The sequence below is a fragment of the Janthinobacterium sp. BJB301 genome (genome assembly GCF_002735685.1).
Taxonomy (GTDB): Bacteria; Pseudomonadota; Gammaproteobacteria; order Burkholderiales; family Burkholderiaceae_D; genus Janthinobacterium; species Janthinobacterium lividum.
Genome location: NZ_PDZJ01000002.1, coordinates 237387 through 259248 on the forward strand (window position 1 = coordinate 237387; position 21862 = coordinate 259248).

Here is a 21862-nt window from a genome sequence, read left to right on the forward strand (position 1 = left end):
TGCGCTTCTCGGCCACAAATCACTGCCGCTCGCTACGATTTTGTCAGATGTTGTAAAGTACCAATAGTATCCGCGCCGCGCCAGCTTCTGCTGCCGCGGCGTTTTTCATGGGCGACCGCTTGCTTACTTAGCTGATATAGCGCGCGCTCCAGGCGGCGATCACGTTGGCAACGTAGGCCGCGTCATCGCGTCCCGTCAACAGATGGTCGGCGTCGTCGAGCGAAACGAAACTTTTCGGGTGCTTGGCGGCCGTGAAGATATCCATCGCGTTCGACAGGCTCACCGTCGTGTCGTTCGGCGCGTGCATCACCAGCAGGGCGCGGCGCAGGCCGGTGATGTGGGTCTTGAGGCTGTGGCTGCCCGCGTCGTCGACGAATTGCTGGCGGATGCGGAAAGGCCGCCCTTCCAGCTGCACCAGCGCTTCGCCTTCGGCGGCGATTTGCTCCAGGTGCTCGCTGAACATGCGCGTCACGTAGGCGGGCGTGCTGGGTGCGGCCAGGGTGGCGATGGCGGTCGCTTCCGGCACTTGCGCGGCAGCGGCCAGCACGGCCGCGCCGCCCAGGCTATGGCCGATCAGCAATTGCGGCGCGGCGTGTTTTGCCCGCAGAAAATCCGCGGCGGCGACCAGGTCGTCGACGTTCGACGAGAAATTGGTGGCGGCAAACTCGCCCTCGCTGGCGCCCAGTCCCGTGAAGTCGAAGCGCAGCACGGCGATGCCGTGTTCCGTGAGACCTTGCGCGATGCGCCGCGCGGCCAGCACGTCCTTGCCGCAAGTAAAACAGTGGGCGAACAGCGCATACGCGCGGATGGCGCCGTCGGGCGCATCGAGGCGCGCCGCCAGCACATGGCCGTGCGCGCCGAGAAAATCTTGCCGAGTGGATTTCATTGTCTCAGATCAAAGCTGCCGCGCAGGGCGGCCGATGGCGCATTGTAGCGCCGCCCGGCTACTTCCTGCTTTAATCCCGCTTGGGAATATTGACTCCTTTGGCAACGGCTGGCCTGGCCAGAAACGCGTCCAGCGCGCGCTGCACATGCGGGAAATTGCCAAAGCCGACGAGGTCGCCCGCCCCATAGAAACCCACCAGGCAGCGCACCCACGGGAAGATGGCGATATCGGCAATCGTGTACTGGCTACCCATGATCCAGTCGCGGCCCTGCAGGCGCTGCTCGAGCACGCCCAGCAGGCGCTTGGCCTCGCCGATATAGCGTTCCAGCGGCCGCTTGTCCTCGTAATCCTTGCCGGCGAATTTATGGAAGAAGCCCACCTGGCCAAACATGGGGCCGATACCGCCCATCTGGAACATCAGCCACTGTATCGTTTCATAGCGCAGGCCTGCGTCCTGGGGGATGAACTTGCCCGTCTTTTCGGCCAGGTACAGCAGGATGGCGCCCGACTCGAACAGGGCCAGCGGCTTGCCATCGGGACCGTCCGGGTCGAGGATGGCGGGAATCTTGTTGTTCGGATTGAGGGACAGGAAGGCGGGCGACAGCTGGTCATTCTGCTCGAAGCTGACCAGGTGCGGCTCGTACGCCAGGCCCAGCTCTTCCAGCAGGATCGAAACCTTGATGCCGTTCGGCGTCGGTAGCGAGTACAGCTGCAGGCGCTCGGGATGCCGGGCAGGCCATTTTTGGGTGATGGGGAAGTCGGAAAGCTGTGTCATGGATATCCTTCATTTCAATTAAAGATGCGGCGCCGGGAAGCCAGTATAGCCAAGCATGGCAGTTTCAGCAGGACAGCGCATTCAGCCAAACAAGCCATGCAAAAACCAGCGCGGCGCGGCATCTTCTCCGCTGCCGGCGATGCGTTCACGGTAGACCCAGTAGTGGGCATGATCGAGGCCTTCGGCGATGAAGTAATCGCGCGCCTGCGACTGGCCCCACCAGCCCGCTTCAATGCGCTCGGCGACAGAGACCATTTTCAGGGGCGAGCCATAGAATGGCCGGTGTTCGCGCATCAGGAGGGCGATGGGCTGGGCCAGCAGCCAGCCGGGACGGGGCATGCCGGGCAAGCCGGGCGGCAAGTCCGGCACCGCGTTTCTGCCGCCGGCCTTGGCAGGCAGCGGCAGCCACTGGTTGGCCGCCTCGGGACGGTAATCGGCGCGCGGCGCGGCCTGCAAGACATTCTCCGTGCCCAGGCGCGCCACCAGCAATTCCATCAAGCGCTGGCGCTCTTGCGGCGTGCCGCCCGGCTCTGGAAACAGGGTGTCGCTGGGCGGCGCCATCGGCTGCACCTGCAGCGCTTCCAGCGTGAGGCCGATCACGGGCGCGTCCAGCGCCAGCTGCGCCAGGCGTTCCTTGAGCAGGCGCACCAGGTGCTCGTCGCGCCAGACGGCCTCGCCCAGGGCCAGGTCGATGACGGTGGGCGCACGCGCCACCCGGCCCCGCTCGTGCGCCAGCAACAATTGGATGCGCTCGACGGCAAATTGCCGCGCGCACAGCCAGCCCGTCATTTGCTGCAGCAGCCGGCGCGCGCCGAACAGCAGCGCGTCGGCGTGCTCCACGCGGTCGAACAATTCCAGACTGGCGCGGAACGTGGGCGGCGCTTCGAGCCACAGGTACAGTTCCGTGCCGTGACCATGCGCATCGTCGAGCATGTCCAGCAAGGCCCCGCCGCAGCGGCGCTGCAAGCCGGGCCGGGGCAAGTGGCGCAGCTGCCCCAGGGTGCGGCAGCCGATGCCGTCCAGCCATTCCAGGTAGGGGCGCGCCGGCGGCAGCAAGGCGCACGGCAGGCGGTCGAGGCGGCGCACCAGGCTGGCCATGCTCAATGTGCGGCCCCGGCGCGTAGCGGCGCGCGCCAGCAGCCAGGCGCCGCGCGCCGTGGGGGCGCAGGACAGCTGGGCCGTGTAGCCGAGCGCGCGCAAGCTGGCCGCGATTTGCCGGCACAGGGCGCGCACGCCGCCGAACAAGCGCAGGCTGGCGCCCGCATCGACGAGCAGGGTCGCTTCCTCGCCCTGCGCCACCAGCGGCGAATATTGCAGCAGCGCCAGCGCCACCGCTTGCAGGGCTTGCGCTTCCAGTTCGGGAGAGCGTTCGTGCAGGCGCGCCTGCGGCGCCAGCATCAGCGCGCCGGCGCGGCGCATGCCCGGCCGGATGCCGGCTGCCCGCGCCAGCGGCGACACGGCCATCACTTGCTCCTGCTCCAGCACCACGCCGAGGCTGTCAATCGACCAGCGCGGGCAAAACACTTCGAGCGGGAGCCGGGGCAGGCACAGGCCGATCCAGAGTCGCATGGCGTAGCAGTAATGAAGGAGGTTGCAGGGGCAGGAACAGGGGCGCGTCGCGCTGCGGTCCCCGGCGCTTGATGAAGCCGATCTCGATGCCGCCGGCGGCCGGACGCACGGACAGGCGCAGCGGCGCCGGCGACGCATCCTGCGCGCCGTGCAGCGGGCGCAGCATGCAAAACAGGGTGTTGCCGGACTGCGCGGCCAGGTGCAGCCGGCGCAGGCTGTCGGCGCGCACATGCGGCTGCCAGAACAGCAAGGCGCCGCAACTACCGCTGCGCAAGATGTTTTCCGCCGCCCACAGGGCATCCTTGCTGCTGGCGCTCTTTAACCACAGCAATTGCGACGGCGCCAGCCCCTGCGCGGCCAGGGCCAGCGCCTGCGGCGGATGGGGCGGCTGCAGCAGCACGATGGGCAAGCCCGGCAGCTGCGCCAGCGCGGGCGCCAGCAGCCGCAATTCGCCGCTGCCCGGCTGCTGCACCAGCAGATCGATGAGGCTGCCGCTGGGCCAGCCGCCGCCGGGCAACTGCGCGGACAGGGCGGCAAAGCCGGTGTCCAGGCAGCGCGTGGCGCCCTGCCCCAGCTGCGATGCGCGCCACAGGGACGGGTGCAAGGCTTCCGGCGAGGCCATCAATTGGGAATGTTGCATAATTGAATATGAAGATAAATACTGTATTTATATACAGTACTATCCAGCCCCGTTTTTGGCAAGGCTTATCTGCGCCGCAGCTCCCCGGGGGACGTCCCGCCACATCCGAAAAACACCGTTTTTCACATCGATTGCTGTACCATAAGCACTCTCCTTACCGTCTGGCAACGTACCAGTCGGCCTCCTCCGTCCATAAGGAAACGCATTTGACCACCATCCAAATCATCAGCGCCATCGTCTTCGGGCTTGCGCTCATCCACACCTTTGCCGCCAAGTCGTTTGAAACCTTGTCGCGGCGCCACCCCCGCCATGCGGGCCTGCTGCACTTGCTGGGCGAAGTGGAAGTCGTGTTCGGCTTCTGGGCCTTCATCTTGATCATCATCATGGCCTTTGTCTCGGGCGGCGATGCGGCCATCGAGTATGCCGAGTCGCGCCATTACACGGAGCCGCTGTTCGTCTTTGTCGTCATGGTCGTGGCTGCCTCGCGCCCCGTGCTCGACGCCGTGCAGCGCCTGTTGAAAGGCGTGGCGCGCGTGATGCCGCTGCGCACGGAACTGGCCCTCGTCTGGCTGGGCCTGGCGCTTGTGCCCCTGACGGGTTCGTTGATCACGGAACCGGCCGCCATGACCCTGGCCGCGTTGATGCTGGCACCGCAAATCTTCCGCCCGGGCATTCCTGAATGGCTGAAATACGGCGCGCTGGGCGTGCTCTTCGTCAACGTTTCCATCGGCGGCACGCTCACCTCGTACGCGGCGCCGCCCGTGCTGATGGTGGCCACCACGTGGAACTGGGATAGCGCCTACATGGCCACCCACTTCGGCTGGAAGGCGGCCATCGCCGTCCTCGTCAACGCCACCGGCGTGAGCATTTTGCTGCGCAAATACCTGCACAGCAACACCTCCGACATCAAGCCGAAGGCCGGTGAAGTGGAAGCGCCAAAAGTGCCGCTGGCCGTCAGCCTGGTGCACATGATCGTGCTGGCCGGCGTCGTCGCCCTGGCGCACCATCCCGTGCTGTTCATCGGCCTGTTCCTGTTCTTCCTCGGCTTCGTGCAGGCGTATGAGCGCTATCAAAGCCCGCTGATCCTGAAAGAGGGTTTATTGGTCGGCTTCTTCCTCGGCGGCCTGGTGGTACTGGGCGGCATGCAGCAATGGTGGCTGCAGCCCATCGTTTCCAGCCTGAAACCGCTGGCCCTGTTCTTCGGTGCCCTGGGCTTGACGGCCATTACCGACAATGCGGCCCTCACTTACCTCGGTTCGCTGATCGTCGGCATGACGGACGAAGCGAAATACATGCTGATGGCCGGCGCCGTAGCCGGCGGCGGCTTGACCGTCATCGCCAATGCGCCGAACCCGGCCGGCGTGGCCCTGCTGCGCCGCGGCTTCAAGGATGAATCGATCGGCGCCGTCGGTTTGCTGGCCGGCGCCCTGCTGCCGACGGCCGTGGCGGGCCTGGCCTTCCTGGCCCTGTAAGCCTCATCACGGGGCGGCTGCCGGCCGCCCCTGCTGCCTTCAATTTCCCTCTTCAGTTCCCTTCATACACGAGGAAATGCAGCCGGTCATAGAACAGGCTGTAGGCATAGTCGAACGTGCCCACGCTGCGAAAACCCTTGTGCAGATACACTTGCAGCGCCTCGCTTTTTTCCCATACCGTCAAGGTGATGCGCGCACAGCCCTTGCGGCTGGCCAGGTCGCGGATTTCATGGAACATCTGCCGGAACAGGCCCTGCCCCCGGTATTTCTCGTCGATGGCCAGGCTGCTGACGAAACAGTCGTCATTGCGCGCATGCGCGAGCACGAATGCGTCATAGGCATCGTCGAGCGCCTTCATGTCGTCTCGGTAATACGAGACGGCGCCGCAAGCCTGGAACTCGGCCATCGTGGCGGCAGTGAAGAAGCCGATGAAACGCCCATCTTCGTCGTGCAAGCCGTGGATGTGCTGCAGATACGGGTCGATATTCTGCCGCCGCTGCAATTCGACGAACTGCAGATTGAGTTTATTGCCGAACGAGCAGTATTCGAGATAGCTGGTGGCAAACAGCAGTTTCGCCATGCGGTTCTTCGTCTCATCGCCCAGCAGTTCACCCGGCACCAGCTTGAGCGGCGCATGCGACAGCAGGCCCGCCTGCGTCTCGTCGCCGGACGGGACGGCATCGCTGGCGGCCGGCATGCGGCTGCCGTGGCGGCCCACGGTCGGGCGCCAGAAATCGCCAGCGGCAATATGCTGCGAACGGTGGGCCAGCAGGTAGCGGCAAAAGACGCCATTCACGCGATCGAGCTGCGGGTCGTCCGACAGCACCGAGTAATAGTGAAAATGGTCGATGTCCGCCCGCAGCTGGGCCGCATACGCCATGCGCGGCACTTCCTCGATATCGAACACATCGACGATGTCGGGCAGGCTCAAAGGATCGTCGAGTTGCCAGCCGATTTCGTCGAGCCTGGCGACGCAGCGCGCATACGCGCGCCGTTCCTCGTCACTGAGGGGAATGTGCACGTCGGTAATGATATCGTCCAGCAAGCGCATGCCCCGGATGCCGCCCGCCACCGCTTCCCGCGCACCGTCATACAGCACGCAATAACGCTGGTAGAACTCGGCATGGCTGAGCAGGGTCACGCCCAGGTTTTTCTTCCATTCGGCATAGAACTGGCCAAACAGCTGCGCCTCGAATTGCGGGCAGGAACGGGGAATCCGCGCATCGATACCCGCATAGGCGAGGTTCACATTGCGCTGGATCACACGCAGCGCGGCATCGTTCTTCTTGGCGATCAGCATGCCCGTTTCATCGAGAAACAGATTCATCCAGCTGACATGCTGGCGCTCTTCGCTGTCGCCATCCTTGCGCTGGAAATAATCGGGTACTTCCGGCTTCATCAGGAAAATCGTCGCCGGATTGTGCGGGATCGTATCGACATCCATATACATGCCGCCGTATTCGCACATGATGAGGATGCGGAAATAATCGGACAAGGTGGCGAAGTAGCGCTGCATATGCAGGGTATCGAGTACGCCGAAGCGGGCCGGCGCGAAATCCAGCGCCAGCGCGCGCAGAGAATTGATATGCAGGGTCGTGCCGCCGATGGCGTAGCGGCCTATCGTGTAGCGCCCGGCGCCGCCCGTGGGGCTGAAGCGCTCGTCATTGCGCAGCTGCTGCGCATCCCACACCCACAGGATGGAGACGTACGGCGCGCCGCCGTTGTGCCGCACCGCTTCCAGCGCCGCGCCCCACTGCTGGATCGCTTCGGCTGCGATGGCCGGCAACGGTCCGCCCATCCAGATGCGGTGCAGGTAGCGCTCATCGTCGCCGAGCGCGCGGGTGGGAATGCAGCTCAGCGACGAGCAGCTTGCTGCATTGAAATGGTTGAAATTCAGGGCGACGAAGCTGCGCAGGGCCGCGATGCCCGCCTGGTGCTCCACGGCCAGCTGTTCCAGGTCGCTGCCGGCCGGCCGGACATCGGCCAGGGTGATGTAATCGAGTTTCAGCCGGTTGATGCGGAACTCGTATTCCAGGTTGAAAATCTTTGCTTGATCGTGTTTCGAGGCCAGGTCATCTATTTTCATGGGCGCACCATTTTCCGCAGGAGAGTGTCAATAAACTTCGCAGGAGGTAAAACAAGGTCGACAACATGCGCATCGCTGCGCCATCAGTGCCGGGCGAGCAGCACCTCGCTTTCCCGGCGCCCCGCCATGCCCCGCGTAAACAGCAGCAGGCAGGCGGCGATGACCACAATGACGGGGATATTGAGCAGCGCATACGTTTCCAGCGCATAGCCGAAACGCTGGCACAGCACGTTATAGAGCTGCAGCCAGGCGGACAGATAAATGCAGTACAACAAGCTCATGGCAGCCGTCGTCAAGGTCACCGATTCCTTGCTGGCCGTGATCGCGCTGCGTATCAGGGCGCCATTGAACAGGCCGAAGCCGATGGAATAGACAAACATGCAGGCGGCGAACACGTCGACGTGATGGCGGCCCGCGCCGGCGCCCAGCATGCCGGCGGCCGCGACCAGCCCGCCCAGGCGCAGCAGATGCACGAGGGGGAAATCCTGGCGCAGGCGCTGGATGGCGATGCTGCTGAGGACAAAGCCCGACAAAATCACGCATTGCAAGGCGATATACGTGGCGTAGGAGGCGCCCATTTCCTGCAGCACGAAGATGGGCGAAAAGCCGATCCAGGCCGTCAGGGGCACGGTGGCCAGCCCGGCCGTGAACATGCCGAACATGAAGCGCTTGTTGCTGAAAATGGCCGCGTAGCTGCGCACGATGGCGGCAAGGTCCAGGCGCGTGACCCTGGGGGCCGCGCGCGGCATGGTCTTGAACAGGCCCAGCAAGGACAGCAGCGCCAGCAGGCCGGAGAGGAAAAAGACGTAGCGCCAGTCCAGCCGGCTGATGATGGCGCTGCCGAGGATGGGGCCGGCAAGGGGCGCGAGGATGGTGGTGCTCGACAGGATGCTGCTCAGCTTGACGGCCGCCATGTCATCGAACAGTTCATGGATCATGGCATAGCCGACGAAGATGAAGCAGCAGCCCATGCCCTGGATGAAACGCGCGGCGAGAAATTGCTCGATCGACGCGGCAAATGGCACGGCCAGCGTGGCCAGCAGGAATAAGGTATTGCCAGTCAGCACCAGCTTGCGCTTGCCGATGGTGTCGGCCAAAGGCCCCAGGAAAATCTGCAGGGAACTGCCGCCCAGCAGATACAGGCTCAGGGACAGGGGGACGAATTTTTCCTCCGCCTGGAACTCGCCGACGATGCCCAGCATGGCCGGCATGATCATGTCGTTCGACAGATAGATATTCAGTTCAAAGACGAGGAAAAACGCAAAAAACCACAGCAACTGCTTGGACTTGATGGACATGGCGCGTTCCGTAACGTGGGTGGCTGCCGTCAGTGCATATCTGCCGTCGGGGCATGGGACGGCAGACACGCTTCACACTGAAAACGTGTACCAATTGTATACCAGTTCGTATTTTTAGCGCCTGTTTTTGTGATTTTTAAATACCGCAGCAATACCAATTAGATAAACTCGATGGTACTGCGGCATGTGGAATCTGTGCTGAAATGGGCGCGGCCAGCGCCCCGCCGCGCGGCAGCGGCCCTGAGGGGGAATGAAAGAACGATGCGTACCAGTGCCTGCGCGCCGTTGCGGCGCGCAGGCACGCTGGCTTACCGGCGGCGGTGGCTGGCGAAGAAATCGAGCAGCATCCTGCTGGCGTCGGGCTTGGCCTTGTCGTTGAACGGCAGGCTGGCATCGCCGCCGCTCCACGCGTGCTCGAGGTGCTCGACCTGCGCCACGCGCAGCAGCACATCCTTGCCCACCTGATAGTCGTGCAGCGCATACGCATGGGCCGGATTGCGTCCGCCCGCCGCGCCGCCAGGCAGACGCTGCGCCGTCACCACGGTATCAAACGGCAAGCGGTTCACGCGCACGCTCTGGCGGACCAGCTGCGTCTGGTTGATGGGCCGCACCACCTTGTCGGCCAGCCCTTGCAGCAGGATGGTGGGCAAGCGGGGAAACGCGGGCTGGCGCGCCAGCACTTCATCGATGGCCGCGTCGGCACGGGCGGCAGCGCCATGCTGCATCACGCCCAGCGCGCCGATCAGGTTATGCCCGGCGCCAAACACGGGCCCGGAATGCAGGCCCAGCGCGGCGAACAGATGGGGATGGTTCAAGGCCACGATATGCGCCATGCCGGCGCCGGCGGAAATGCCGCAGATATAGATGCGCGCGCGGTCGATCACATAGCGGGCCGCCACCTGCTCGATGGCGCCGACGATCAGGCGCACGTCGCCGCCGCCCTCCTGCGTCAGCTTGTCGTACCACTTCCAGCAGCGGCGCGCATGCGAGCGCAGCGACTGCTGCGGATACAGCACGGCATAACCCTTGCGTTCGGCCAGGCGGTTCATGCGCGTGCCTTCGGCAAACTGCGTGGCGCTCTGTTCGCAACCGTGCAGCATCACCAGCAGCGGCCGGCCACGGCTGCGCATGGCGGCGCTGGGCGCCTTCTCGGGCAGGTACAGGAAATAGGGCAGGCGCCGGCCCGGCAACTGCCCCAGCTCCGGCAATGGCGCATAGTGGGCGGCCAGCCACTTGCCCGGCGGGGGCGGCGTTCGCTTGCGCACGCGCGGGGGCGACAGGGGCGTGGCAAAGGGCGCCAGCGAGGGCACGGCGTCGCTGGCAGGCCTGGCGCGCGGCGTCGGCCTGGTCTTGGCCACGGGCTTGCTGCGGGGCTTAGGTTTAGATTTAGGCGTGGGCTTGGCCGGCACGGACCCGAACAGCACCTTGGCCAGCTTAGTCGCAGTGCGCTGCTGCGCCTTACCGGCGCGCAATAACCCGCGCAGCCATTTGGTGGCGGGCTTTACCATGGCAAGCGGCGCCCATGTCGTGGTGGAGCGTACCGCAAGTTCATCCCACTGCATCGTTGCATCGTCAGCATGTGCGGCCTCCTCTTTAGAACGCATAGAGTACCGCAATTGGCTGACCACACCGTACGCTTGCACACCGATAAAAGTGCCGCTGGCACCATTGAGGCAGATCAAGCGCGACTTGGTGCGCATGCGTAATCTGGGTGTTCGATCAGCACTTCACGAGGAGAGAACACCATGAGCTATCTGGACCGCGACATCCTGGGCATGTACCGCAACCACGACGGCCCGGGGCCGGCCCTGATGGGGGCTGACACCCTGCTCGGCGACGATGTCTACAATCACAGCGGCGAGGAACTGGGCGACATCAAGGAAATCATGCTCGACATGCGCACCGGCCAGATCGCCTATGCCGTGCTGTCCTTCGGCGGCATGCTGGGCATGGGCGACAAGCTGTTTGCCGTGCCCTGGGAACGCTTGACCCTGGACACCGTCAACAAGCGCTTCCTGCTCAACGTGGACAAAGACTTGCTGAAAGAGGCTCCCGGTTTCGACAAGAACAACTGGCCCGACATGGGCAGCGATGCCTGGAACCAGCAGATGGAAGCGTTCTATGGCAGCGGCATGCGCTACGGCAGCGGCGCCATGGCAGGCAGCCGCATGCCATCCGGCAGCGACCTGCGCAGCGGCGCCAGCCTGCAATCGGGCAGCGAAGGCAGCCTGACCGGCACCTCCATGAGCGGCAGCCGCGCTGGCACGGGCAGCAGCCAGGGCGACCTGGGCTCGCGTTCGGCGCTCGGCGACGATGAGTTCGATAAACATGGGTCGGGTAGGTCGGATTAGCGGCTAGCCGCGTAATCCGACACCACCAGCGACACCGATAACACCGTTGACACGGCACCACCGGTAGCGCCAACGATGTTGTCGGATTACGCGTGGCTTTGCCCCGCTAATCCGACCTACCGCTGCATCGACTCCCACACTTTCTGCAAACGCTTGGCAGAAACAGGCATCGGCGTGCGCAATTCCTGCGCAAACAGCGACACGCGCAGCTCTTCCAGCATCCAGCGGAAGTCGACCAGTTTCGGGTCCGTATTCTTGCCGGCCTGGCGATCCTTGGCCTGACGCAGATACGGCGCGGCGGCCGATTGCCATTCGGCCATCAACTTGGTGTCGCGCGCGGGGTCGGCGCGCAGCTTTTCCAGGCGCACGTTGATCGCCTTCAGATAGCGGGGGAAATGCGCCAGCTGCGTGTACTCGTTTTCCGTCAGGAAGCGCTTATGCACGAGGCCTTGCAGCTGCGACTGGATATCGGCGGCTGCCGCTGCGGGAATATTCTGCAGGCGCTTGGGCAAGCCGTGGAATTCCGTCAGCACTTGCGACAGCAAACGGGCGATTTCATTGACCAGCAAGACGAGGCGCGACTTGCCCTCCGCCTGGCGCTTGGCAAACGAGGCGGCATCCAGCGGCAGCGGATCTTGCAGGCAAGCGATGTCGAGCGCCTTGTTAATGATTTGCTCGCGCAACTCTTCCTGCGAACCGAGGGCCATGAATTGCATGCCCATCTGCTGAAGACCGGGGATGCTTTTCTCGACGTACTTGATCTGTTCCTTCATTTGCAGCGCGAACAATCGGCGCAAACCCACCTTGTGCGTGCGGGCGGCTACGGTCGGATCATCGAACACTTCCAGGTCGCAATGCGTACCCTTGTCGACCAGGGCGGGGAAACCGATCAGGGTCAGCTTGCCTTGCACGATTTCGAGCAACTCCGGCAATTCGCCAAAGGTCCAGCCCGTCAAGCCCATGTGCTGCGAGACGGTGGCATTCGGGGACGCCGGCGCTGCAGCGGCAGCCACTCCCTTGGCCGGCGCGCCGCCCTTGCCTGCTGCCGCGTTGGCGGCGGCGCCTTGGGCTTGCGCCTGGAGCCGCGATGCCACTTGCGCGCCCGCCACCTTGGCACCGGGCGTGCCCGTGCCGGACACGCCCGACACTTCGGCCAGCTTCTGGAAACTCTGGCGCGCCTGGCCGCCGAATTCCGCCTGCAGGGTGGCCAGGTTGCGGCCCATGTCCAGCTGGCGGCCATGCTCGTCGATCACCTTGAAATTCATGAAGTGATGGGCAGGCAGGGTTTCCGGCTTGAAGTCCGTCGTCAGCACATTGATCGTGATCTGCGTGCGGATGTCGGCGATGATGGCATCGATCAGGTCGCCGCGGCCAAACACGCCCGCCTCATGCACGCGCTCGCAGAACCTGGCCGCGTAATCGGGCAGCGGCACGCAGTGGCGGCGCAGCTTTTGCGGCAGGGATTTGAGCAGCAGATGCACTTTTTCCTTCAGCATGCCCGGCACCAGCCATTCGCAGCGCTCGCGCGGCAACTGGTTCAAGGCATACAGCGGCACGCTCAAGGTCACGCCATCGCGCACGCTGCCCGGCTCGAAGTGGTACGTCAGGCCCATTTCCAGGCCCGTCACGGACATGGTCTTCGGGAACAGGTCCGTCGTCACGCCGGCCGCCTCGTGGCGCATCAGCTCTTCGCGGTTCAAATACAGCAGCTTCGGGTTTTCGCGCGTGGCTTCCTTGTGCCATTTCTCGAAACCGGCGCCATTGCACACGTCCGCCGGCAGCAGCTTGTCGTAGAAGGCGGCGATCAGTTCATCGTCGACCAGCACGTCCAGGCGGCGCGACTTGTGCTCGAGGTTTTCGATGTCCTTGATCAGCTTGTGGTTGTGCGCAAAGAAGGGCGCGCGCGTGTCGAAGTCGCCGCCCACGAGGGCGTCGCGGATGAAGATTTCGCGCGCTTCCGGCAAGTTGAAATTGCCGTAATTGATGCGCCGCTGGCTGTACACCACCAGGCCATAAAGAGTAGCCCGTTCGGACGCCGTCACCTGCGCCGAGCGTTTTTCCCAGCGCGGTTCGCCCCAGGATTTCTTCAGCAAGTGTACGCCGACTTTTTCCAGCCATTCGGGCTGGATCTGCGCCACGCAGCGCGCGTACAAACGCGTCGTGTCGACCAGCTCAGCCGCCATGATCCACTTGCCCGGCTTTTTCAACAGCGAGGAACCGGGCCAGATGTGGAACTTGATGCCGCGCGCACCGAGGTAGCCGGCGCCCGGTTCGTCCTCGCCCTTGAAACCGATATTGCCCAGCAAGCCGGTCAGCAAGGCCATATGCAGGTTGTCATAGGTAGCCGGTGCCTCATTCAATCGCCAGCCCTGCTCCTTGACGATGGTCAGCAGCTGCGAATGCACGTCGCGCCATTCGCGCAAGCGCATCTGCGACAGGAAATTCGTGCGGCAATTGTCCTGCAGCTGGCGGTTGGTTTTCTTGTGCTCGATGGCGGATTCGAACCAGCGCCAGATTTTCAGGTAGCTGAGGAATTCCGACTTTTCATCGGCAAATTTCTTGTGCGCCTCGTCGGCCGCCTGCTGGTGTTCCATCGGGCGGTCGCGCGGGTCTTGCACGGACAGGGCCGAGGCGACGATCAGCACTTCCGTCAGGCACGCGTTATCGAGCGCGGCCAGGATCATGCGGCCCACGCGCGGGTCCAGCGGCAGCTTGGCCAGCTTGTTGCCCAGCGGCGTGAGTTTATTGACCTCATCAACGGCGCCGAGTTCCTGCAGCAACTGATAACCGTCCGCGATCGCGCGCGCCAGCGGAGGTTCGATGAACGGAAAGGTTTCCACGTCCGTCAGGTGCAACGATTTCATGCGCAGGATGACGGCCGCCAGCGAGGAGCGCAGGATTTCCGGCTCCGTGAATTTGGGCCGCAGCAAATAATCCTGCTCCTCGTACAGGCGGATGCAGACGCCGTCGGCGACGCGGCCGCAACGCCCGGCGCGCTGGTTGGCGGCCGACTGGGCGATCGGCTCGACCTGCAGCTGCTCGACCTTGTTGCGGTAGCTGTAGCGTTTCACGCGCGCCAGGCCCGCATCGACCACATAGCGGATGCCGGGCACCGTCAGCGAGGTTTCCGCCACGTTGGTGGCCAGCACGATGCGGCGCGCGTTGCTGGTTTTAAACACGCGCTCCTGCTCTTCGGCCGACAAACGGGCGAACAGGGGCAAAATCTCCACGTGCGGCGGATGGTGCTTGCGCAGCGCCTCGGCGCAGTCGCGGATTTCGCGCTCGCCCGGCAAGAACACCAGCACGTCGCCCGAACCGATGCGGCACAGTTCTTCCACGCCATCGACGACGGCATCCATCAAGTCGCGCTTTTCGCGCGCGGCGGCCGTGCGCTGGCCCGGCTTGTCGGTGCCGCTACTACCCGCGCCCGAACCAGGCATGGCTACCTGCTCGCGCTCCACGGGACGGTAGCGCACTTCCACCTGGTACAGACGGCCCGACACTTCGATCACGGGCGCCGGTTTTTCCGGCGTGCCGAAATGGCGCGAGAAGCGTTCCGCATCGATGGTGGCGGACGTGATGATGATTTTCAGGTCCGGCCTGCGCGGCAGCAGCTGTTTCAGATAACCGAGCAGGAAATCGATGTTCAGGCTGCGTTCGTGCGCCTCATCGATGATGATGGTGTCGTAATTTTTCAACAACGGATCGGTCTGCGTCTCGGCCAGCAAGATACCGTCCGTCATCAGCTTGACGGACGCGCCACGGCTCAGGGTATCGGTAAAGCGGACCTTGAAACCCACCGTTTCGCCCAGCGGTGTACCGAGCTCCTGCGCAATGCGCTTGGCCGTCGAGGAAGCGGCGATACGCCGCGGCTGCGTGTGGCCGATCATGCCCTTCTGGCCGCGTCCCAGCTCCAGACAAATCTTCGGCAACTGGGTCGTCTTGCCGGAACCCGTCTCGCCCGAGACGATGATCACCTGGTTTTCCATCAGGGCCTTGGCGATTTCCGCGCGCCGGCCCGAGACGGGCAAGTCTTCCGGATACGTAATCGGCGGCAGCGGATTGCGGAAAGCCTTTTCCGCCTCGCGCGCGGCGCGGGCCGCATCGCGGGCTTCGCGGCTTTCCTGCCCCTCGCGCGGCGCGCGCGCGGCCTGGGGCTTGCCCTCTCCCGATCGCTGCTGCTGTTGCTGTTTCTGCTGCTCCGCGCGCGGCGGCTGCTGCCTTTGCTGGCTCACGGGCGGGCGCTGACGGCCCTGCGCAGGCGTGGCGGCAGGCGCGGAAATATCCCCGCTGGCGGGCACATTTGCAACGTTGGAAGGAGGGGAAGACTTATTGCTGGCTGAAGACATTGTTTTTTACAGGTATTTTAAGCGCGCACATCGCGCAGCGAATTATAATGCGCTTAATGGAAAACCCTACCCAATTCGTCCAATGGCTGCGCTCAGTCGCGCCCTACATCCACGCCTTTCGCGGCAAGACCTTCGTGGTCGCCTTCCCCGGTGAACTCGTCAGCGCCGGGGCGCTGCAGGTGCTGGCCCATGATTTGTCCCTGCTGCATGCGCTGGACATCAATGTCACCGTCGTCTACGGCTCGCGGCCGCAGGTGGCGGAACAACTGGCCCTGCGTAACGTCGAAGGCCGCTTCCACAATGGCGTGCGCATCACGGATATCGCCGCGCTGGAATGCGCGAAGGAAGCCGCCGGCGAGCTGCGCCTCGATATCGAGGCCGCCTTCAGCCAGGGCTTGCCGAACACGCCCATGTCGCATGCTGCCATCCGTATCATTTCCGGCAACTTCATCACGGCGCGCCCGCTGGGCGTGATCGATGGCGTGGACCTGGAACTGACGGGCATCACGCGCAAGGTCGACGCCGAAACCATCCATTCCATCCTCGGTTCGGACGGCCTGGTGCTGCTGTCGCCGCTGGGCTTCTCGCCCACGGGCGAAGCGTTCAACCTGACCATGGAAGACGTGGCCTGCAGCGCCGCCATCGCCCTGCACGCGGACAAGCTGATTTTCATCACGGAAACACCGATGATGGAAGACGCCACGGGCGTGGAAATCCGCGAACTGTCGTCGCACCAGGCCGAAGCCGTGCTGATGGCGGGCTTCCTGCCGGACGCGACGGCGTTTTACCTGAAACATTGCGTCAAGGCATGCCATAACGGCGTCGAGCGCTCGCACATCGTGCCGTTCTCGATGGATGGTTCGGCCCTGCTGGAATTGTTTACCCACGATGGCGTGGGCACCATGATCAGCCATGAAAACCTGGAAAGCCTGCGCCAGGCCACCATCGAAGACGTGGGCGGCATCATCAAACTGATCGAGCCGCTGGAAGCGGACGGCACTTTAGTGAAGCGGGGCCGCGAGCTGATCGAACGCGAAATCGATTATTTCTCCGTCATCGAGCATGATGGCGTGATCTTCGGCTGCGCCGCCCTGTACCCGTTCCCCGCGCAAAAGATGGCGGAAATGGCATGCCTGACCGTCAACCCGGAAGTGCAAGCCCAGGGCGACGGCGAACGCATCCTGAAACACATGGAAAACCGCGCGCGCGCCGCCGGCCTGAACAAACTGTTCGTCTTGACCACGCGCACCTCGCACTGGTTCAAGAAACGCGGCTTCGTGCCGGCCACCGTCGACGATTTGCCGAAGGATCGCCAGCATATGTATAACTGGCAACGCAAGTCCCAAGTGCTCATCAAGACACTGTAAAAATGAAAAAGCCCGGCATGCCGGGCTTTTTCATTACTTAGATACCATTACTTGATGTTCAGCGGCGCAAACGATTTGACCAGGTCGTCCAGCGCCTTCAATTGCGCCAGGAATGGCTCCAGCTGATCCAGCGGCAAGGCGCTGGGGCCGTCGCAGCGGGCGTTGTCGGGGTCAGGATGGGCTTCCAGGAACAGGCCGGCGATGCCGACGGCCAGGCCGGCGCGGGCCAGATCCGCCACTTGCTGGCGGCGGCCGCCCGAAGCGGCGCCACCGGGGTCGCGCTGCTGCAGCGCATGCGTGACGTCGAAGATGATCGGCAAGTCGTCGCAGGTTTTCTTCATCACGCCAAAGCCCAGCATGTCGACCACCAGGTTGTCGTAGCCGAGGCAGGTGCCGCGGTCGCACAGGATCAGTTGATCGTTGCCCGCTTCCTTGAATTTCTCGACGATATTGGCCATCTGGCCAGGGCTGAGGAATTGCGGCTTCTTGATGTTGATGACTTTGCCCGTTTTCGCCAGGGCCACGACGAGATCCGTCTGGCGCGCGAGGAAAGCAGGCAATTGCAGCACGTCGACCACTTCGGCCACCTGCTGCGCCTGCCATGGCTCATGCACGTCGGTAATCACGGGCACGCCGAACGCCGCCTTGACGTCCTGGAAGATGCGCATGCCCTCTTCCAGGCCCGGGCCGCGGTAGGAATGGATCGACGAGCGGTTGGCCTTGTCGAAGCTGGCCTTGAACACATATGGAATACCCAGTTTTTGCGTCACGCGCACATATTCTTCGCAGGCGCGCATGGCGAGATCGCGCGATTCGAGCACGTTGATGCCGCCAAACAGCGCGAAGCTGCCGGTATTGCTGACATCGATGCCATGGACTTTCACTGAGGTCATAGGGATTCCATCTTGGTTAATTACTACTACTTGGTTGGAAGGGGCGCAGCCAGCGGCTGGCGCGATAAGGCATCTTACTAGCTAGGGCGGCGCAGATCAAATTTGATCCAGCGCAAGGGCGCGGCAAACGGCGTGTCGCCAGGCCGCGACGGCCCCGCGAGGGCTGGCGCAAAGTGCCTTATAATCACGCTTTATCTCTACACTGATTCAGGAGCACAGATGGCCCGCACGATCCACTGCATCAAACTCAACAAGGAAGCCGAAGGACTGGATTTCCCGCCGTACCCGGGCGAACTGGGCAAGAAGATTTACGAATCTGTGTCGAAAGAAGCCTGGGCTGCCTGGCTCAAGCACCAGACCATGCTGGTCAATGAAAACCGGCTGAACCTGGCCGACGCGCGCGCCCGCAAATACCTGGCCACGCAGATGGAAAAACATTTCTTCGGCGATGGCGCCGATGCGGCCATGGGCTACGTTCCGCCGACCGAGTAAGTTTTTCCGTATTCCCGCCCGTGGCCACCGCGCCGCGGGTAGTTTCCCCTTGATTCTCCCCTCCCCCTTTCACGCCGCCTGACGCTGTTTCACGGCTGCCCTTCCCCGTTTCGTCGCACACGGCTCGCCGCCCCCGCCGCCGGCTGGCACAGTACGTCCATCGACAACCTCATTCCAAGGCGGACACCATGTTGCAGCAAATCTTCAGCCACACTCCCCTCTACGTCTGGGCCATCCTGGGCTTTCTCGTCTACCGCGGCGTGCTGGCCAGCCGGGCCCGCGAAGTGAGCTTGCGCAAGCTGTGCATCATTCCCCTGGTCATGCTGGCCCTGTCCCTGAGCGGCGTGCATGGCAGTTTCGGCTTCGCCGGCGTGGCGCCGTTCGCCTGGGGCGCCGGCGCGCTGGCTGGCGCGGCGCTGGCGTGGAGGCTGGCCGATGCGCGCAAGATAGCCGCCATTCCCGCGCGCGGCAGCGTGCAGCGTCCCGGCAGCTGGGTACCCATGATCTTGATGATGAGCATTTTCTGCATGAAATATGCGGTCGCCGTGACCCTGGCCATCGCCCCGGCCTATGCCCATGCGACCAGCTTCATCGTACCTGTCTGCCTCGCCTATGGCTGCTTCAGCGGCATCTTCCTCGGCGGCTTGCTGCGCACCGTGGCCGTGTACCGCCAGGCGCAAATGACAAGCGGCCCGCAAGGGGCCGCCGTTTAAAACATCTATGCCGGCGAACGCCGGCTATCATCTTAGTACGCCAGGGTACGCACGCCTTCCGGCATGCCCAGCAGGCAGACATTGGCGCCGCGCACGGCGAACAGGCCGACGGCGATGACGCCGACGATCTGGTTGATCTGCTGTTCCAGCGCCACCGGGTCGGCAATTTTCAAGCCCAGCACGTCGATGATTTCGCCGCCATTGTCGGTAATGAACGCTTCCGTGCTGCCGGCCTTCAGGCGCAGGCGGGGCGTGCCGCCCAGCGCAGCCAGCTGGCGCGATACGGCAGCGCGCGCCATCGGCACCACTTCCACCGGCAGCGGGAAGGCGCCCAGGGTTTCCACCAGCTTGGAGCCGTCGGCGATGCAGACGAACTGTTTCGCGACGGAAGCAACGATCTTTTCACGCGTCAATGCCGCGCCGCCACCCTTGATCATGGCGCCGCTGGCCGTGATTTCATCGGCGCCGTCGATGTAGACGGCGATCGACTCGACATCGTTCAGGTCGAAGACGGGAATGCCATGGCCAGCCAGGCGCGCGGCCGTCGCTTCGGACGAGGCGACCGTGCCCTTGATGCTGTCCTTGATCTTGGCCAGTTCATCGATGAAAAAATTGGCGGTGGAACCGGTGCCGACGCCGATGATTTCACCTTTTACTACGTAGTCGATGGCGGCGCGGGCTACGGCTTGCTTCAATTCGTCTTGGGTCATGGCATTCAGGCTAAAGTGAGGAATGGCGCTATTTTAACGGATTGCCAGCCTGGCCAGCCGGCCAGCATGCCTGGCGATGCGACTCAATACAACAGGCAGGCGGGAAAACTTTGCCCTAGGGCAATCGCGCACCCAAATACACTCTATGCCCTCTAAAATATGCGAAAATGGCACGATAGTCCGATATGACGTTTCAGGAATAGCACATGAATCACAGTAAACAGGTACTTGTTGTCGATGACAGCCGGGTTTCACGTTTGATGTCGCATCAATTCATCCTCAGCAAACATGCCGACTGGCAAGTGATTGAGGCGGCGACGGGTGAGGAAGCCCTGGAAAAAGTCAAGACCGTCAACCCTGTGCTGATACTACTGGATGTCAACATGCCCGGCATGGGCGGCATGGCGGCGGCAGAACAATTGCGCGTGCTGTGCCCGCAGACGCACATCATTCTCGTCACGGCCAATGTGCAGAACGCCACCCGCAACCGCGCCAGCGAACTGGGCGTGGGCTTCATGGAAAAACCGATCACGGAAACGCGCATCCACCAGTTGATCGAATCACTGGGACTGTGAGCATGGTCAATCTTTCCGAACTCGAGAACGACGCCCTGGTAGAGATATTCAACATCGGGGTGGGCCATGCGGCGGCGGCCATGAGCGAGATCGTGAATGAAGAAGTCACCATGTCGGTGCCGTCGATCACCTTCCTGAACCGTGCCGACGCGGCAGCCTTGCTCGGCAGCAAGAAGGATGGCGAACGCATCTGCGGCGTCAGCCAGCATTACGATGGCGCTTTCGCCACCGAAGCCATTCTGATGTTCCCGGAAGACAAAAGCCTGGAAATCGTGCGCCTGATGGTGGGCGACGCCATGCCGCTGCAGGAACTGACGGAGATGGAACAGGAAGCGATGAGCGAGATCGGCAACATCATCCTCAATTCCTGCGTCGGAACCCTGGCCAACCTGTTCGACAGCGAACTGCATGGCTCGCTGCCCCTGTACCACGTGGGCACCAGCGCGGAAATCCTCTCCTCGTTCGGCGGCCAGGATGACGAAGCCGTCGTGCTGATGCTGCATATCGACTTCGTGCTGTCCAAGCACCAGATCCACGGTTATGTGGCATTCGTGCTCGACCTGTCCGCCTTGCACGACCTGAAACAGCAAGTCAGCCGCTACCTGGCCAAGGTGCTGGGACAGGCGTGACGATCATGCCGGATGTCTTGCATCGACTCGCCCTGCTCGAGAGCATACTCGGCGCCGTCAACCTGGGCGCCATCGTGCTCGATGAGCAGCATCGCATCGTGCTGTGGAATAAGTGGATGGCGCGCCACTCGGCCTGCCAGGCCGACGCCGTGCTGGGCCAGGATTTCTTCGCCGTCTTTCCGGAACTGCGGCACAAGCGCATGGATTCGGCCATCACCCAGGCACTTCGCGACAATTTCCAGTCGCTGCTGTCGCAAACCCTGCACAAGGCGCCGTTTGCGCTGTACACGCATGGCGCGGCCACGGGCGGCAGCGACGGCGAGGAACGCATGCAGCAAGCCATCGCCGTCACGCCGATCAACCTGCCCGGCTCGCCACGCCATTGCCTGATCCAGATCAATGATGTCACCATCGCCGTGGGGCGCGAAAAGCTGCTGCGCGAACAGACCATGGTCTTGCGCTCGCAAACCTTTTCCGACGGCTTGACGGGCATCGCCAACCGCCGCCATTTCGACGTGGCGATCGAGAAGGAAATGCGGCGCGCCATGCGCACCAGCAGTCCGCTGTCGCTGCTGATGATCGATATCGACCATTTCAAGGATTACAACGACCATTACGGCCACCAGCAGGGCGACGATTGCCTGATCCGCGTGGCAGCCGAACTGGCCGCCATGCTGCAGCGCCCCACCGACCTGCTGGCCCGCTATGGCGGCGAAGAGTTTGCCGCCATCCTGCCCGACACGGACGCGGCGCAGGCGCTGCGCATGGCCGAGGCGATCCGCCAGCACGCGGCCGAGCTGCGCATTCCGCATGCCAAGACGGGCAATGACGTCAAGCACATCACAGTGAGTATCGGCATCGCCACGCAGCAGCCGCAGCAGCCGCTGGCCATCTCCGCCCTGATCGGCGCGGCCGACCGCGCCCTGTACCTGGCCAAGCGCGCCGGACGCAACCGCGTGATGGTGCAGCCGCTGTAAAAAAAGCAACATCGGAGAAAGGATTCCAGTAGACATCTTTACGGCGTGTGCGTAGACTCGTCATTGCTTGCAGCAACAAT

18 protein-coding genes are annotated in these 21862 nt (G+C 63.3%); 8 read left to right on the forward strand and 10 right to left on the reverse strand.

Translation table 11 applies throughout. From position 1 onward, the window contains the following. Positions 1-127: 127 nt before the first annotated feature. The 4 genes from CSQ91_RS14360 to imuA form a co-directional block, all read right to left on the reverse strand. The gene (locus tag CSQ91_RS14360) at positions 128-886 is read right to left on the reverse strand and encodes an alpha/beta hydrolase family protein (RefSeq protein WP_099388791.1); all 759 of its coding nucleotides are present in this window, start codon (positions 884-886) and stop codon (positions 128-130) included. Between the two features lie 70 nt (positions 887-956). Continuing rightward, positions 957-1661, reverse strand: coding sequence for a glutathione S-transferase N-terminal domain-containing protein (locus CSQ91_RS14365; protein ID WP_070260403.1), 705 nt, complete (start codon positions 1659-1661; stop codon positions 957-959). Positions 1662-1742: 81 nt separating this feature from the next. Continuing rightward, on the reverse strand, positions 1743-3230 hold the full coding sequence (locus tag CSQ91_RS14370; RefSeq protein ID WP_099388792.1) for a Y-family DNA polymerase: 1488 nt from the start codon (positions 3228-3230) through the stop codon (positions 1743-1745). Beyond that, positions 3160-3870, reverse strand: coding sequence for a translesion DNA synthesis-associated protein ImuA (gene imuA / locus CSQ91_RS14375; protein WP_099388793.1), 711 nt, complete (start codon positions 3868-3870; stop codon positions 3160-3162). The genes CSQ91_RS14370 and imuA overlap by 71 nt, the downstream gene beginning before the upstream one ends. Positions 3871-4076: 206 nt before the next feature. Here imuA and CSQ91_RS14380 point away from each other — a divergent pair, with 206 nt between their 5' ends. Further along, on the forward strand, positions 4077-5342 hold the full coding sequence (locus CSQ91_RS14380; protein ID WP_034783303.1) for a putative Na+/H+ antiporter: 1266 nt from the start codon (positions 4077-4079) through the stop codon (positions 5340-5342). 52 nt (positions 5343-5394) lie between these two features. On the opposite strand, the gene CSQ91_RS14385 is transcribed toward CSQ91_RS14380, so the two are convergent. From CSQ91_RS14385 to CSQ91_RS14395, 3 genes are all read right to left on the reverse strand, one after another. Continuing rightward, positions 5395-7428 carry a GNAT family N-acetyltransferase gene (locus CSQ91_RS14385; RefSeq protein WP_099388794.1) on the reverse strand — a complete coding sequence of 678 codons (2034 nt, stop codon included), beginning with the start codon at positions 7426-7428 and terminating at the stop codon, positions 5395-5397. Positions 7429-7511: 83 nt separating this feature from the next. Next, entirely contained in the window at positions 7512-8726 is a 1215-nt protein-coding gene (locus tag CSQ91_RS14390; protein WP_034783299.1) for an MFS transporter, read from the reverse strand. Between the two features lie 308 nt (positions 8727-9034). Further along, complete coding sequence (locus CSQ91_RS14395; RefSeq protein ID WP_257217353.1) at positions 9035-10084, reverse strand: extracellular catalytic domain type 1 short-chain-length polyhydroxyalkanoate depolymerase; 1050 nt, start codon at positions 10082-10084, stop codon at positions 9035-9037. Between the two features lie 387 nt (positions 10085-10471). Between CSQ91_RS14395 and CSQ91_RS14400 the strand changes: the two genes are divergently transcribed. Next, the gene (locus CSQ91_RS14400; protein WP_070281252.1) at positions 10472-11077 is read left to right on the forward strand and encodes a PRC-barrel domain-containing protein; all 606 of its coding nucleotides are present in this window, start codon (positions 10472-10474) and stop codon (positions 11075-11077) included. Positions 11078-11193: 116 nt separating this feature from the next. Here the strand turns inward: CSQ91_RS14400 and hrpA are convergent, their stop codons facing one another. Continuing rightward, entirely contained in the window at positions 11194-15426 is a 4233-nt protein-coding gene (gene hrpA, locus CSQ91_RS14405) for an ATP-dependent RNA helicase HrpA (RefSeq protein WP_099388795.1), read from the reverse strand. Positions 15427-15482: 56 nt separating this feature from the next. Here hrpA and argA point away from each other — a divergent pair, with 56 nt between their 5' ends. After that, on the forward strand, positions 15483-16793 hold the full coding sequence (gene argA, locus CSQ91_RS14410) for an amino-acid N-acetyltransferase (RefSeq protein ID WP_046685875.1): 1311 nt from the start codon (positions 15483-15485) through the stop codon (positions 16791-16793). 47 nt (positions 16794-16840) lie between these two features. Here argA and kdsA read toward each other — a convergent pair whose 3' ends face one another. Next, on the reverse strand, positions 16841-17686 hold the full coding sequence (gene kdsA / locus CSQ91_RS14415) for a 3-deoxy-8-phosphooctulonate synthase (RefSeq protein ID WP_034750794.1): 846 nt from the start codon (positions 17684-17686) through the stop codon (positions 16841-16843). Positions 17687-17905: 219 nt separating this feature from the next. On the opposite strand from kdsA, the gene CSQ91_RS14420 reads away from it, so the two are divergent. Continuing rightward, on the forward strand, positions 17906-18178 hold the full coding sequence (locus CSQ91_RS14420) for an oxidative damage protection protein (RefSeq protein WP_034750797.1): 273 nt from the start codon (positions 17906-17908) through the stop codon (positions 18176-18178). Positions 18179-18366: 188 nt separating this feature from the next. Beyond that, positions 18367-18891, forward strand: a complete 525-nt coding sequence (locus tag CSQ91_RS14425; RefSeq protein ID WP_099388796.1) for a DUF6622 family protein — start codon at positions 18367-18369, stop codon at positions 18889-18891. Between the two features lie 32 nt (positions 18892-18923). Here the strand turns inward: CSQ91_RS14425 and rpiA are convergent, their stop codons facing one another. Next, positions 18924-19601, reverse strand: coding sequence for a ribose-5-phosphate isomerase RpiA (gene rpiA, locus CSQ91_RS14430; RefSeq protein ID WP_092606625.1), 678 nt, complete (start codon positions 19599-19601; stop codon positions 18924-18926). Between the two features lie 206 nt (positions 19602-19807). On the opposite strand from rpiA, the gene CSQ91_RS14435 reads away from it, so the two are divergent. The 3 genes from CSQ91_RS14435 to CSQ91_RS14445 are packed head-to-tail and all read left to right on the forward strand — an operon-like array spanning position 19808 to position 21782. Next, complete coding sequence (locus CSQ91_RS14435) at positions 19808-20176, forward strand: response regulator (protein ID WP_034786991.1); 369 nt, start codon at positions 19808-19810, stop codon at positions 20174-20176. A gap of 2 nt (positions 20177-20178) precedes the next feature. Further along, positions 20179-20805: a chemotaxis protein CheC gene (locus tag CSQ91_RS14440; protein WP_034786994.1), complete on the forward strand. Its 627-nt coding sequence runs from the start codon at positions 20179-20181 to the stop codon at positions 20803-20805. A gap of 5 nt (positions 20806-20810) precedes the next feature. Beyond that, positions 20811-21782 carry a sensor domain-containing diguanylate cyclase gene (locus CSQ91_RS14445; RefSeq protein ID WP_070281254.1) on the forward strand — a complete coding sequence of 324 codons (972 nt, stop codon included), beginning with the start codon at positions 20811-20813 and terminating at the stop codon, positions 21780-21782. Positions 21783-21862: the final 80 nt, after the last annotated feature.